This is a genomic window from Ruegeria sp. BHSA162 (assembly GCF_059613385.1).
Genome location: NZ_JBXWSK010000088.1, coordinates 1 through 13,677 on the forward strand (window position 1 = coordinate 1; position 13,677 = coordinate 13,677).

The 13,677-nt window shown below is 60.0% G+C and carries 16 protein-coding genes; 8 read left to right on the top strand and 8 right to left on the bottom strand.

Features of this window, described 5'->3' with window-relative positions; all coding sequences use genetic code 11:
- The first annotated feature begins 185 nt into the window (after nt 1-185).
- Nucleotides 186-659 carry a YHS domain-containing (seleno)protein gene (locus tag AC2FM5_RS17065; protein ID WP_093963550.1) on the top strand — a complete coding sequence of 158 codons (474 nt, stop codon included), beginning with the start codon at nt 186-188 and terminating at the stop codon, nt 657-659.
- Between the two features lie 258 nt (nt 660-917).
- On the top strand, nt 918-1,451 hold the full coding sequence (locus tag AC2FM5_RS17070; RefSeq protein WP_480637616.1) for an outer membrane protein: 534 nt from the start codon (nt 918-920) through the stop codon (nt 1,449-1,451).
- A gap of 48 nt (nt 1,452-1,499) precedes the next feature.
- On the opposite strand, the gene AC2FM5_RS17075 is transcribed toward AC2FM5_RS17070, so the two are convergent.
- Nucleotides 1,500-2,483, bottom strand: coding sequence for a quinone oxidoreductase family protein (locus AC2FM5_RS17075; RefSeq protein ID WP_496737016.1), 984 nt, complete (start codon nt 2,481-2,483; stop codon nt 1,500-1,502).
- 192 nt (nt 2,484-2,675) lie between these two features.
- Between AC2FM5_RS17075 and AC2FM5_RS17080 the strand changes: the two genes are divergently transcribed.
- On the top strand, nt 2,676-3,533 hold the full coding sequence (locus AC2FM5_RS17080; protein ID WP_170343022.1) for a DUF2189 domain-containing protein: 858 nt from the start codon (nt 2,676-2,678) through the stop codon (nt 3,531-3,533).
- Between the two features lie 34 nt (nt 3,534-3,567).
- Here AC2FM5_RS17080 and AC2FM5_RS17085 read toward each other — a convergent pair whose 3' ends face one another.
- Nucleotides 3,568-4,554 carry an NAD(P)H-quinone oxidoreductase gene (locus AC2FM5_RS17085; RefSeq protein WP_496737018.1) on the bottom strand — a complete coding sequence of 329 codons (987 nt, stop codon included), beginning with the start codon at nt 4,552-4,554 and terminating at the stop codon, nt 3,568-3,570.
- Between the two features lie 64 nt (nt 4,555-4,618).
- Nucleotides 4,619-5,311 carry a COQ9 family protein gene (locus tag AC2FM5_RS17090; protein WP_170391776.1) on the bottom strand — a complete coding sequence of 231 codons (693 nt, stop codon included), beginning with the start codon at nt 5,309-5,311 and terminating at the stop codon, nt 4,619-4,621.
- Nucleotides 5,312-5,422: 111 nt separating this feature from the next.
- Here AC2FM5_RS17090 and rpsU point away from each other — a divergent pair, with 111 nt between their 5' ends.
- Together rpsU and AC2FM5_RS17100 are read left to right on the top strand one after the other, a co-directional pair.
- The gene (rpsU, locus tag AC2FM5_RS17095) at nt 5,423-5,629 is read left to right on the top strand and encodes a 30S ribosomal protein S21 (protein WP_005614280.1); all 207 of its coding nucleotides are present in this window, start codon (nt 5,423-5,425) and stop codon (nt 5,627-5,629) included.
- 308 nt (nt 5,630-5,937) lie between these two features.
- Nucleotides 5,938-7,014 carry a CAP domain-containing protein gene (locus tag AC2FM5_RS17100; RefSeq protein ID WP_174819822.1) on the top strand — a complete coding sequence of 359 codons (1,077 nt, stop codon included), beginning with the start codon at nt 5,938-5,940 and terminating at the stop codon, nt 7,012-7,014.
- A 46-nt stretch (nt 7,015-7,060) separates the two neighbouring features.
- Here AC2FM5_RS17100 and ppk2 read toward each other — a convergent pair whose 3' ends face one another.
- Both ppk2 and AC2FM5_RS17110 read right to left on the bottom strand, forming a co-directional pair.
- On the bottom strand, nt 7,061-7,978 hold the full coding sequence (ppk2, locus tag AC2FM5_RS17105; RefSeq protein ID WP_170360005.1) for a polyphosphate kinase 2: 918 nt from the start codon (nt 7,976-7,978) through the stop codon (nt 7,061-7,063).
- Nucleotides 7,979-8,128: 150 nt separating this feature from the next.
- Complete coding sequence (locus tag AC2FM5_RS17110) at nt 8,129-8,587, bottom strand: Lrp/AsnC family transcriptional regulator (protein ID WP_093963556.1); 459 nt, start codon at nt 8,585-8,587, stop codon at nt 8,129-8,131.
- A gap of 135 nt (nt 8,588-8,722) precedes the next feature.
- Between AC2FM5_RS17110 and ald the strand changes: the two genes are divergently transcribed.
- Entirely contained in the window at nt 8,723-9,841 is a 1,119-nt protein-coding gene (gene ald / locus AC2FM5_RS17115; RefSeq protein ID WP_170438523.1) for an alanine dehydrogenase, read from the top strand.
- Nucleotides 9,842-9,929: 88 nt separating this feature from the next.
- Here the strand turns inward: ald and AC2FM5_RS17120 are convergent, their stop codons facing one another.
- Nucleotides 9,930-10,736, bottom strand: a complete 807-nt coding sequence (locus tag AC2FM5_RS17120) for a mechanosensitive ion channel family protein (RefSeq protein WP_170367577.1) — start codon at nt 10,734-10,736, stop codon at nt 9,930-9,932.
- 214 nt (nt 10,737-10,950) lie between these two features.
- Between AC2FM5_RS17120 and AC2FM5_RS17125 the strand changes: the two genes are divergently transcribed.
- Nucleotides 10,951-11,649, top strand: coding sequence for a glutathione S-transferase family protein (locus AC2FM5_RS17125; RefSeq protein WP_496737023.1), 699 nt, complete (start codon nt 10,951-10,953; stop codon nt 11,647-11,649).
- 48 nt (nt 11,650-11,697) lie between these two features.
- Here the strand turns inward: AC2FM5_RS17125 and AC2FM5_RS17130 are convergent, their stop codons facing one another.
- On the bottom strand, nt 11,698-12,147 hold the full coding sequence (locus AC2FM5_RS17130) for a YtoQ family protein (protein ID WP_093963775.1): 450 nt from the start codon (nt 12,145-12,147) through the stop codon (nt 11,698-11,700).
- 89 nt (nt 12,148-12,236) lie between these two features.
- Nucleotides 12,237-12,869, bottom strand: a complete 633-nt coding sequence (locus tag AC2FM5_RS17135) for a class I SAM-dependent methyltransferase (RefSeq protein WP_170359999.1) — start codon at nt 12,867-12,869, stop codon at nt 12,237-12,239.
- A gap of 84 nt (nt 12,870-12,953) precedes the next feature.
- On the opposite strand from AC2FM5_RS17135, the gene AC2FM5_RS17140 reads away from it, so the two are divergent.
- A partial coding sequence (locus AC2FM5_RS17140; RefSeq protein ID WP_496737026.1) for a LysR family transcriptional regulator occupies nt 12,954-13,677 on the top strand: 724 nt, incomplete at its 3' end.

The following is a 13,677-nucleotide window of genomic DNA, read 5'->3' on the forward strand; positions in this document are numbered from 1 at the left end:
TCTGCGCTTGCGAACAGACCGCCTGGTATTTCCGCACATTCACGTTTGATTGCTTTGAACGTGATCGCCGCCTTTCCCACCTGAGTTTTCGTGACGCTCAATTACCGGGTGCACGAAACGCAATTTCGGTGCTGAAACGCCCGCGCTTGGACATGCCGGGCAGCCCGATCACGAAAGGTGGAACCATGAACAAGATCAAATCCCTGTTGGGCGGCGTTGCGCTGTCTGTGGCAATCGCAAGCTCGGCCCTGGCGGCCGGGGTAGAAATCAACGCCTCGTCGACCGGTTTGGCGATGCAGGGTTACGACCCGGTGGCGTATTTCACTGAAGGCGAGCCGACCAAAGGCAGCTACAAGATCACGGCGTTGCACAACGATGCGCTGTACCGTTTTGCCACCGAAGAGAACAAGGCCGCGTTCGAAGCCAATCCCGAGGCCTACCTGCCGGCCTACGGCGGCTACTGCGCCTTCGGAGCGGCCATGGGGTTCAAGTTTGACGGCGATCCGACCTACTGGAAGATCGTGGACAACAAATTGTATCTGAACCTGTCGGAAGACATCCAGCAGCGTTGGGAAGGCGACATCCCCGGCTTCATCGAAAAAGCAAGCGTCAACTGGGAAACGATCGCCGACAAGGATCCGGCCGAACTGCAGCAATAATCTGCTGAATTGGCGGTAAGGATCGGCGGCAGAATGCTTCTGCCGCCGATCGTGATTTGAAGCCCCACGACCCCGAACCTATCTGATCAGAACAACACTCTAAAAGGGCGGCCAGGCGCCGCGACCTTGCGGAAATCCGGGTCGGAATAACAGCGAAAAACCAATGATCCGGTCCAACGACCGGAACGTAATGATCAATACAAACCTTCAGGCCAACCAAAGGCCGAGGCAGATAACTTCCAACGAAAGGATAGCAAGATGACGAGCAAACTGGCACTATTGACCACCGTTGCAACTTTTGCAGCCGGCACCGCCATAGCGCAGTCTTCGGGCGATTGGACCGGGTTCTATGCAGGTGCGCAGGTCGGCTACGCGGATATCGGCACCAGCCTGTCCGGTGTGGACGGAAACGGGGCCATCGGCGGTCTGATCCTTGGTTACGACTATGATCTGGGCGACTGGGTCGTGGGCGGCGGCTTTGACTATGACTGGTCTGATGTCGACCTTTCGGGTGCCGCAACGGTCGAAGACGTCTGGCGGCTGAAAGCCCGCGCCGGCTACAAGGTCAACCCGCAGGGGCTGTTGTATGGTGTCGCCGGTTACGCAGATGCGGGAACCGACACGCTGGGCAGCGACGATGGATGGTTCATCGGCGCCGGTTATGAACAGATCGTCGCGCCGAACGTCAGCATCGCGGGCGAGCTGCTGTACCACGAGTTCGACAATTTCAACTCGACCGGTGTCGACGTGGATGCAACCACGTTCCAGATCCGGGCAGCATACCGCTTCTGATCCCTCGCGCAGAATCGAACGGGCCCGGCACGGCGTGCCGGGCCTTTTTCATGGCACTAGGATCGTGCTTCCGGTTGTCTGCCGCGCCTCCAGTGCGCGGTGCGCATCGGCGACCTGATCCAGTTCAAAGCGTTGATCGATGTGAATCTTGACCTCGGCGCCGGCCACCTTGCCGAACAGCCGCCGGGCCATGGCCTGACACACGGAATGGTCCGCGATATGGGTGAACAGCGTCGGCCGGGTGATCTTCAACGACCCTTTCTGCCCAAGAATGCCGATGTTGAATGGTGGCACGGGTCCAGACGCATTGCCGAAGGAAATCATCATCCCCAATGGCTTGAGGCAGTCCAGCGAGCCTTCGAACGTATCGGCACCGACAGAGTCCATGACCGCATCGACCCCTTTGCCGCCGGTAATCTCGGCCACGCGGGACGCAAAATCCTCGGTCCGGTAGTTGATGCAGTGTGTGGCGCCGTTGAACTGGGCCAGACGGCACTTGTCATCGGTCCCGGCCGTGCCGATCAGCTTGATGCCTTCGGATTTGGCCCACTGGCACGCGATCAGGCCGACACCCCCGGCGGCGGCATGGAACAGAACCGTATCACCACGTTTCAGCGGCGTGGTGCGGTGAAACAAGTATTCAACCGTCAAGCCCTTGAGCATCATGGCCGCCGCGGTCTCGAATGAGATTCCGCCGGGCAAGGGGCACACCTGCGACGCGGGCATCACCCGCGCTTCGCAATAGGCACCGGCCGGCACCGCTGCATAGGCCGCCCGATGGCCCGGTTTCAGATGCGTCACGCCTTCGCCGACCGCCTCGATCACCCCGGCGGCTTCCATTCCCAGCGCGTGCGGCAGTTCCATCGGATACAGACCGGTCCGCTGGTAGACATCAATAAAATTCAGACCGCAGGCGTGATGGCGGATCCGAACTTCACCCGGTCCCGGGTCACCCAACGGTCTATCCTCGATCTTCAGCACCTCGGGGCCGCCGGTTTCGTGAATGACTACGGTACGCGCCGTTTTCAGCATGCTGACCTCCTTTTGCCTGGATCCAAGCTATCACTTCGGCGCCGCAGGGCAATCCGGCGATCTCGCAAGGGTGAACCAGGATTGGAAAAAACTGTGGTACACTAGGGTCAGGCGTTGCCGGGTCATCCGGCCACGGGCAACTTTTCGCCGGATGCATCCTGCGGCGCACCTGCGCCAAGGAAAGGGATGACAATGGCAAAGACAATCGGAAACCCGATCAGTTGGACCGCGCAGCAACTCGGCGCGACCAGCGATCACATCGCCGAAAACGTAACCGGCATCGGCAGCGCTGACACCCAGCATCTGCCGACGGTACAGACGCTGACGCTGCAAGACTTGCGAGAATGCCTGCGCGCCGGATACGAAGACTTTCTGGCGATCCGGGCCGATGCCATTTTCATCGTTCTGATCTACCCGATCGCGGGGCTTTTGATGTTCGGATTCGCGATGCAAGCCAACATGGTGCCACTTCTGGCTCCTCTGGTGGCCGGGTTTGCGCTGATCGGTCCGGTCGCTGCACTGGGCTTGTATGAGATCAGCCGCAAGCGGGAACAGGGGCACGAGGTTCACTGGCTGGACGCGTTGGGTGTTTTTCGATCCCCCTCGTTCGGCGCCATACTGGCACTGGCCTTTTACCTTGTCATGCTGTTGCTGGTCTGGCTGATGGTGGCACACGGCATCTATATCGAAACACTGGGTCCGCAGCCGCCAGAGACGCTGGGCCAATTTCTGACACGGGCTCTGACCACCGGCCCCGGCTGGACCATGATCATCGTCGGATCGGCGGTTGGATTCCTGTTTGCTCTGGTGGCCTTGGCCGTCAGCGTTGTCAGCTTCCCGTTGCTGCTTGACCGCAAGGTCGGCCTGCCTGTGGCCGTTGTCACCTCGGTCCGGGTCCTGCGGCACAATCCGACCGTGATCCTGACCTGGGGCTTCATCGTCGCCGCGCTGCTGGTTCTTGGTGCGATCCCGCTGCTTTTGGGCCTGATCGTCGCAATGCCTGTCTTGGGGCACGCGACATGGCACCTGTATAGACGCGCCATCGCCTGAGCAAAGCGCGGGGCACCCCCCCGCGCTGATAGGCCTAGCCTGATACTTTCAAGACGATCTTGCCAATGTGGCCGGAGCTTTCCATGCGGGCATGCGCAGCGGCGGCATCGGCCAGATCAAATTCGCTGTCCATGACCGGGGCAACTTTTCCAGCCTCAAGCAGCGGCCAGACCGCCTCGTGCAGATCCTGCGCGATGCGTGCTTTGGCCAGATCGCTCTGTGGCCGCAGTGTGCTGCCGGTCAGGGTCAGGCGTTTGACCATCATCATAGCAAAGTTCAACTCGACGACGGGTCCTTGCAGAAACGCGATCTGAACCAGCCTGCCATCTTCGGCCAGCGCCTTGACGTTGCGAGGGATGTAATCGCCGCCAACCATGTCGAGAATCAGATCCGCCCCACCTTCGGCCCGCATGGCAGCAACAAAATCCTCGGTCTTGTAGTTGATCGCCCTCTCGGCCCCCAGGTCCAGACAGGCCCGGCATTTCTCGTCCGAACCAGCCGTCACGAAGACCCGGGCTCCGAAAGCGTTGGCCAGTTGAATGGCCGTGGTACCAATCCCGCTCGATCCCCCATGTACAAGGAACCGTTCGCCAGCCTTCAGCCCGCCACGAGTGAACACGTTTGACCAGACTGTAAAGAAGGTTTCGGGCAGGCAGGCGGCCTGTTTCAGGCTCAGGCCCGAGGGCACAGGCAGGCAATGTGCCGCCGGTGTTACCACGTATTCTGCATACCCGCCGCCAGGCAACAACGCACAGACCTGATCCCCCAGTGCCAACCCCGAGACGCCGGACCCGATGGCCACCACCTCGCCCGAAGCCTCGAGCCCGGGAAGGTCGCTGGCCCCTGGCGGCGGATCATAGGCCCCGGCCCGCTGCAGAGCGTCTGGGCGATTGACGCCGGCATAGGCCACTTTCAAAACCACCTGACCATGACCCGGCTCGGGCATGGGGCGTTCCGTCAGCTTGAGAACGTCCGGACCTCCGGGCGTGGTGATCTCAATGGCGCGCATCATCTGGGGCATTGGCAAAACTCCTTTGCGCAATGGGTATCAGGCGAATCGGGAAAGGCCCAGCAGCAAGAGGCAGTTACTTGCGCGGGTTCAGAAGACCCGGCAGATCGGCCCGCATCCTGACTGGCGCCCGAACCTGACTTGCCAGCCAGTTGGGAACCGCAAGGAACGGTTTGAACAGCGGATTGTTGTTCACCTGCGCCTTGAGCTTCTCGAACTGCATCACATCCGCAATGCGGCGATCCAGGAATTCCCATGTCCGCTGGTGGTCCGGGCTGTCATCGCCCAACCAGAACAACAGGGTCGAAGAATACACACCCGACAGCGTCGCGCGTTTGGTGTACCAATTGACATCATCCGAAGTGTCGCCCAGCGCATCCCAGATCAGGTCACAGGTGCCCCAGACCGCTTTGGCGCCATCTGCTGCATATGACGGCAACGAAAACAAAGTCACGCCTCGGCGCACCGCCTCCCTGTCGGGGACAGCCTGCAGGCGGAAGCGCACTGCGGCGGCAATCCTGTCGCGGAACTTCAGATCGCTCAGGTCCTCGGAGTTCAGCCGTTCAAGCATCTCGGCGTCCCCGCGGGCGTGAAATGCGAGCGCCAGATCCACGGCGCCCCGCGGGCAGATGACACGGGCCAGACCTTCGTCCAGATCGCAGTCGGCAATGGCCGCGCGAAAGCTCTCTTCGGACCAACCATCAAAAGGAACATGGGTCAGAATTGCGTCCAGCAATTGCTGTTTTGCATCTTCATAGGTCACGGTCATGGCGGTCCTCCGACTGTTGGGCCCAGTACTAGACAAGTTAGGTCCGCTTTGCTATACGGCCAACTCCTGCAATTTCCTTGCAACTCTATCTAGAAAGGTGGTGACAACCACATGCAGGTTAGTGTTCGCGACAACAATGTCGATCAGGCGCTTCGTGCCCTGAAGAAAAAGCTGCAGCGCGAAGGCGTGTTCCGTGAAATGAAGCTGAAGCAACATTTCGAGAAACCGTCCGAGAAAAAAGCGCGCGAGAAAGCTGAAGCGATCCGCCGTGCCCGGAAACTGGCACGTAAGAAAGCCCAGCGCGAAGGTCTGCTCTAAGATCTTCCTCGTCCAGCTTTGGATGACACTATTTGACGACCCCCGAGGCATCGCCCGGGGGTTTGTCGTTTCTGGGGAACAAATCCCCGGTGTGCCTGCAAATCCAAGCCCGAAAACTGACGCCGTCTGGCATCACTCAGCAAGTTGCCGCACATGAATCAGCAAGTTTTGGTGGCAATTCGCCGTCCGATTCCACCCAGCAGATTTGTGACTTTTCTACGCCAAATTCTCGCCACTAATGTCGCCTCAAAATAACGCAATCCAATGGAGGCAGAATCGTGTCAGTCGCAAGTTCACTTGAAAGGCAAATGCTGGAGCTCATAAATGCCGAGCGCGCCAGCCGAGGCCTGCAGCCCGTCCAGCTGGAACTGAGGCTGAACGACGCCGCTGAGGATCACAGCCAATGGATGCTGGACGTAGACAAGTTCAGCCACACGGGTGTCGGCAAGTCCCAGCCGTGGGATCGGATGGAAGATGCCGGCTTTGTGTTTTCAGGCAGCTGGCGTGCGACCGAAAACATAGCATGGCAAAGTGTCCGCGGTGCCCCAGGTCTGGCCGATGACGTCCAGAACCTGCACGACAGCCTAATGAACAGCCCCGGCCACAAGGCCAACATACTCGATCCGAACGTGACGGTGATCGGGATCGGGATCGAGACCGGGAAATACCTGCATAACGGCGTGAATTACGACGCCATCATGGTCACGCAGAACTTCGCGCGGACTTCGGCGGCGGTCCAACTGGATACCGGCGGTTCCGGCGGCGGAGGAACTCCGTTGCCATCCCCCGCCCCGGCCCCAACACCCGCCGGCCCTGTGGAGATTTTTGTCAAACCCGGAAAGACAGGGAATGCCGAAGACAACTGGTTTACCCTGGAAGTCGGGAAAGCCGGGCGACTGGACGGGCGCGGCGGCGATGACACTCTGACCGGGCAAAGTGGTCGAGATACCCTTCTGGGGCGGTCCGGGGATGACACTCTGCGCGGCGAAGGCGGCCGTGACAGGCTGTTCGGCGGACAGGGCAATGATACTCTGGAAGGCGGCGATGATCGCGATATCCTGAAAGGTCAGGCCGGCGACGATACGATGTCGGGTGGCACGGGTGACGACGTTCTACGTGGCGGCAGCGGAACCAACATCATGACCGGCGGCACCGGCGCAGATGACTTTTTCTTCAGCAACGGTATCAACCGCGTTACCGATTTCGAAGACGGCGACCAGGTTGTGCTGCGCAGCAGCGCCGCCATCAAAAGCTACAAGGATCTGATGAACAACCATATCTCTCAGTCAGGCAACGATGTGGTGATCGACGATGGCAAAGGCCACATGGTGATCCTCGAGGATACCTTGCTGGCTGATCTCGACCGCGACTCATTCATCTTCTGAGGCAGTTGCGGCCGAAAAAAGTGCCCCGATTCTGGGGCACTTTCTTTCAATAAATCTTGGGCACGTACAATTCGTCCGGCAGAACCCGCCGTTCATACTCGGGATTGTATTTCCGATCCGGCAGAGTGACCTTTTCGTGGGGCACCTCTTCGTACGGAATCTTGGTCAGAATATGCTCCATGCAGTTCAACCTTTCCCGCTTTTTGTCGTTGCCTTCGACAATGTACCAGGGGGCCTCGGGAATGTTGGTTCGGAACAGCATATCTTCCTTGGCCTTGGTATAGTCTTCCCAGCGGATCCGCGATTCCAGGTCCATCGGTGACAGTTTCCACTGCTTCATCGGATCGTGGATTCGCATCAGAAAGCGCAGTTGCTGTTCTTCGTCCGTGATCGAGAACCAGTATTTCAGCAAGATGATCCCCGACCGAACCAACATGCGCTCGAATTCGGGAACGTCCTGAAAGAACTGCTCGACCTGGGCCTCGGTGGCGAAGCCCATCACCCGTTCAACGCCCGCCCGGTTGTACCACGACCGGTCGAACAGAACGATCTCACCCGCCGCCGGCAAATGCGGCACATAGCGTTGAAAATACCACTGGCTCTGCTCGCGCCGGCTGGGGGCAGGCAAAGCAACGACACGTGCAACCCGCGGGTCCAGCCGTTGGGTGATCCGCTTGATTACCCCGCCCTTTCCAGCGCTGTCGCGCCCTTCGAACAGGATGCAAACCTTGGCGCCGGTATGCTGCACCCAGTCCTGAACCTTGATCAGTTCGGCCTGCAGGCGCAACAGGTTGCGGAAATAGACCTTGCGATCCAGCATTTCAGGATGCTGTTCGCGATAGATCTTGCGGACCTCCATCGACAGCATGGGTTCACTGAACTCGATCTCAAAATCCTCGTCCAGTGTGTCCTGCAACTCGGCTTCCAGCCAATCGTCGACTGTGTTCTCATAGTCTTCAGCCAAGGGCCTGCTCCTTATCTTTCAACAGTCTCGGACCATATCGGGTACGTGTAACCGGCCAATGTCATGCCGACCTTTTTCCCGCCCCGAAGGCCAATATTGAACCGGCTCAACGGCAGATACAACCGCATCGGCAAGACTGCCGCACCAGGGTCAAACAGGCAGTGCGGTCGTCTTGAAAACGGTCCGCAGGGCGAACGAGCTTTGCATTTGCGCAACTCCGGGCAGGCGCGACAGATACTGGCGGTGGATGCGCGCAAAATCCTCGGTGTTTTCGGCGACCACCTTCAGGACATAATCCGCCGACCCGGCCATCAGGTGACACTCCAGAACGTCCGGAATGCGCCGGACCGCCCGCTCGAAAGCCTCCAGCACCTCCTCGGCCTGACCCTGCAAGGTGATCTCGACAAATACGGTTGTCGGCACCCCCAGTTTGCGCGCATTCAACAGCGCGACATAATCCCGGATATAGCCTTCCGCCTCAAGCCGCTGAACCCGGCGATGGCAGGCCGACGGTGACAGGTTGACCTGCTCGGACAGTTCCGCGTTCGACATACGCCCCTTGCGCTGAAGGGCCGCCAGAATCTTTCGGTCAGTCGCATCAAGTGACATTCACGCACATCCGTTGCAAGATTTTCTCATTTCATCGAAAAATTTCCCACATATTAGCGCAGTTGCGCACCGAGTTTCACAGAAATTGCACCGCTTTCTGCACATAATTTGTGCAGTTTATGAATGGAGAGCCCCATGAAAATCGGATGCCCAAAGGAAATCAAACCGCAGGAATTCCGCGTAGGCATGACCCCCAACGCCGCGCAGGAAGCGGTTGCCCGTGGTCACGAGGTCATCATCGAAACCGGCGCCGGGCTGGGTTCAGGATTTGACAACGACGCCTATGTCGCCGCAGGCGCGCGCATCGTGGACACCGCAGAAGAGGTGTTCGCGACCGCCGACATGATCGTCAAGGTCAAGGAACCGCAAGCGATCGAGCGCAAGATGCTGCGCGAAGGCCAGCTGCTGTTCACCTACCTGCACCTTGCGCCCGACCCTGAGCAAACCCACGATCTGCTGGCCTCGGGCTGCACGGCGATCGCCTATGAAACGGTAACTGATTCCAACGGTGGTCTGCCGCTGCTTGCCCCGATGTCCGAAGTCGCAGGGCGTCTGGCACCGCAAGTGGGTTCGTGGACCCTGCAAAAAGCCAATGGCGGGCGCGGCGTTCTGATGGGCGGCGTCCCAGGCGTGGGCCCGGCCAAGGTTGTCGTGATCGGTGGCGGCGTCGTTGGCACGCATGCGGCTCAGGTGGCGGCGGGCATGGGCGCTGATGTGACCGTTCTGGACCGTTCGCTGCCGCGCCTTCGTTATCTGGACGACGTCTTCGGTGGCCGGTTCAAGAACCAGTACTCGACCGCCGGTGCTACGGCCGAGCTGATCCAGTCGGCGGATATGGTGATCGGGGCCGTTCTGATCCCGGGCGCGGCCGCCCCGAAACTGATCACCCGCGAGCAATTGTCGACCATGAAGCCGGGCGCGGTGCTTGTCGACGTTGCCATCGACCAGGGCGGCTGTTTCGAAACCTCCAAGGCAACGACGCACGCCGATCCGATCTATGAGGTCGATGGCATCATGCACTACTGCGTGGCCAATATGCCGGGTGCGGTGGCACGGACCTCGACCATCGCGCTGGGGAACGCAACAATGCCGTTCATGCTGGCGCTGGCCGACAAGGGCTGGAAACAGGCATGTCAGGACGATCCCCACCTTCTGGCGGGCCTCAACGTGCACGCCGGCCAGTTGACCTACTATGCCGTAGGCAAGGCACTGGGGATCGACGTGGTTTCGCCCGCAATGGTCGTCAAGGCCTGATCGAAACGCAACAGCGCCGCGCATCTGCGCGGCGCTTGGCCCAACCGGAGTAGGGCATTTCCAATGCCCGACGGACGGGCGGGAGCATTCAGCCCTCTTTGTGGATTTCCACCGAGTGCGGGTAGGGAATCGAAATGCCCTTGCTGTCAAAGGCCTCCTTGACGGCCTTGGTCAGATCGAACTTGACGTCCCAATAGTCGGCGGCCGCGCACCACAACCGCGCGGTCAGGTCTACCGAGCTGTCTCCCAAGTTGGTCACACGCACCCAGGGCTCGGGGTCCGAGTGTATGCGCTTGTCCGCCTTGGCCACATCCAGAATGATCTTCATGGCCGCATCCGCACTGTCGCCATAGTCGATCCCGAACACCAGATCGACACGCCGCGTGTCGTGGGCCGAGTAGTTGGTGATAATCGACCCCCAGGCCTGACCGTTGGGAACGATGATCTGCACATTATCGGGCGTGACCAGTTCGGTCGTGAACAGGTTCAGGTCCTTCACCGTGCCGGCTGTCCCACCGATATCCACGAACTGACCCAGCTTGTATGGCCGGAAAACCACCAGCATCACACCTGCGGCTAGATCGCTGAGCGTGCCCTGCAGCGCAAGGCCGATGGCCAGCGAAGCGGCACCCAGAATGGCAACGATACTCGTCGCTTCGATTCCGAAGATGCCAAGCACAGCAACCAGGACAATGGCCAGGATCACCCATTTGACGGTGCTGGCAACGAAATTCCCCAAAGTCGGATCGATTTGCGGGGTCGAATTAATTCGGCGGCGAACGATCCCTGCGATCATGCCAGCGGCTATCCAGCCGACAACAAGAACGATCAGGGCTTTGACCGCGCTCATGATCAATGGGGCAAATGCCCCTACCTGCGTCACGACCTCATCCACGGGCGTCTCCTTTCCAACAGCAACAAACCCGCGACTTTTGCGCGGGGTTTCCTCAACATTGGGCGATAAAACCGCACAGGTCTAGGTTTGAAATGTCCCGGATTTCCCCGCTGTGCTTCAGCAAACAGTCGCTGCCCGGGGTTGCACAGACCGCCATCTAACAATCCGCCCCTGAATGCCTAGCTTGCAATAGTACCCGAACAAGGAGCTTGCCATGCTGGACACCGCCACCTTCCCGATCATGACCAAATGGCCCCCGCATTCGCCGGAGCGGATCCAACTCTATTCCTTCCCGACGCCGAACGGCGTGAAGGTGTCCATCATGCTCGAAGAAACGGGCCTGCCCTACGAGGCGCACAAGGTCACCCTGTCAGACGCTGACGTCAAAAGCCCCGAGTTTCTGTCGCTGAACCCAAACAACAAGATTCCGGCGATCATCGATCCTGACGGCCCGGACGGACAGCCCTTGGCGCTGTTCGAAAGTGGTGCGATCCTGCTTTACCTGGCCGAGAAAACCGGCAAGTTCCTCGGCCAGAACATGGCTGACAAGTATCGGATCACGCAATGGCTGATGTTCCAGATGGGCGGCGTGGGTCCGATGTTCGGGCAGCTGGGTTACTTCCACAAGTTCGCCGGCAGCGCGATCGAAGACCCGCGCCCGCGCGAGCGGTATATCTACGAGGCCAAACGGCTGCTGAATGTCGTCGAGACCCAGTTGCACGGGCAGGACTGGATCGCCGGTGAGTACTCAATTGCCGATATCGCTTTGGCCCCGTGGCTGCGCGGCCTTGATTTCTACGGCGCCAAAGAGTTGGTCGGCTGGGACGATCATCGCAACACCATCGCCTATCTGAACCGGTTCCTGGACCGGCCCGCGGTTCAAAAGGGTATGGTCACGCCTCCGCGCGGGTAAGGGATCACGCCGTCGCCGCCTTGCAAGCGGCGTCGGCATTCCGTTCCATCAACCGGGCAGTTTCCCGGTCAGCACATAGCGCAGAATCTCGACCACCTGGCGGGGCTCCTCGGCCACCGCCAACGCGGCGGTATCGACCTCTTTCAGCGCATGCTGATGCTCGGGACCGTGCAGCACGATGATCGACTTGCCCAGGGCCGCGGCATAGCCCGCGTCGAAGGCCGCATTCCACTGCTTGTACTTGTCCCCGAATCGCACCACGACGACGTCGGCATCGGCGATCCCCTTGCGGGTACGGATCGCGTTGACCATCGCACCTTTGTGGTCGTGCCAGTACTTGTTCGGCTCGGCCCCCAGAATGGCGACCCCGCAATCGTCGCTGGCCGCATGATCGGTCACCGGGCTGTTGAACGTGACGTCCAGCCCTTGCGCGCCTTCGATGATCTGTTCGCGCCAATCCGTGTGGATCTCGCCCGACAGGTAGACATTCAAACCCATTGCAGCCTCCGCCTTTTGCTTCTGGCCCTGTTTACTGTCCAAACCCGCAAAGCCCAATGCGGAAGTTGCCTGCCGATGCGGCGCTGGCGTCACAGCTTGCGGGCCACCAGATAGCGCGAGGGCGGTTTTGCCGGGAAGTTCCCGCTTTCGATAATCTCGAACCCGGCCTTTTCAATGGCGGTTTCCAGCGTCTTGATGTCGAATTGACTGACGAATGGCGCCTTGCCCAAAAGCTGCATGATCGGCAGCAGCAGCTTGAGCAAGCCGAACTTGAACCCCAATCCACCCTGGGCAAGACAGGGCGTTTTTGAAATGAACAGACCGCCGGGTTTCAACACCTCATGAACCCCGGCCAGCGTCGCCTCCAGATCCCGGATCAGGTGCAGCAGATTGAACGCCATCACCACATCATAGGCCCAATTCGGGGGGCGGTTCGCGTCGGCCTCGACAAAGACGACGTTTTCGATCTGCTCCTCTTGTGCCAACCTGCGGCCCACGGCCAACATGCCCGGAGAGACATCGCTCGCCGTGATCGTATCCGCATGGCCGGACAGCCGCAGCGCGGTGCGCCCGGTTCCGCAGCCCAGTTCCAGCACCTGGTCGGTTGGCTTCAAATAGGACACCGTGCGTTGCAACGTGTGCTCGTAGGACTCGATGTCCCGGATCGGGGATTTCGCGTATTTCTCGGCGATTCCGTCCCAGAATTTGGCTGTGGCGGTCATGTCGGCTCTCCTTTGAGCGCAAGCTAGTGATACGCGTTTCAAAGGTGAATTGCCGAAATTCGCAGAATCCTTATACATTCTTGCATGGATGATCCGCGCAAATTCGACTGGAACCATATCCGCGCCTTTCTGGCCACGGCCGAGACCGGCTCGCTTTCGGCGGCGGCACGACGGTTGGACCAGACACAACCGACCCTCAGCCGCCAGATCGCCGCGCTTGAATCCGATCTGGGCGTGATGCTGTTCGAACGGATCGGCCGGTCACTTCAGATCACCACCGCCGGGATCGAGCTGTTGGAGCACACCCGGACCATGGGCGCCGCCGCAGATCGCATTGCGCTGGCCGCGTCCGCTCAGGCGCAGTCGATCGAGGGGCAGGTGCGGATCACCGCAAGCGACGTGATGTCGGCCTATATCCTGCCGGATCTGCTGCGCGAGATCCGCGCGCAGGCTCCGAAACTGCGGATCGACGTGATCGCCGCGAACGACATTCGCGATCTGATGCGGCGCGAGGCGGATATCGCCATCCGCCATGTCCGCCCCGACCAGCCCGACCTGATCGCAAAACTGGTGCAGGAGGCTGACGGGCATTTCTATGCCGCCACCGCCTACCTGAACCGCGCTGGACGCCCCAAGTCCCTGTCGGACCTGTCCCGGCACGAGTTCATCAGTTTCGGCGACACCGCGCAGATGATCGCCTATTTCGAACCGATCGGGCTGCGCCTGACCGAAGAAAACTTCCGCCTGGGGTCGCAGAACGGCATCGTCTCGTGGGAGTTTGCCCGGCAGGGCTTTGGCATCGCGCCCA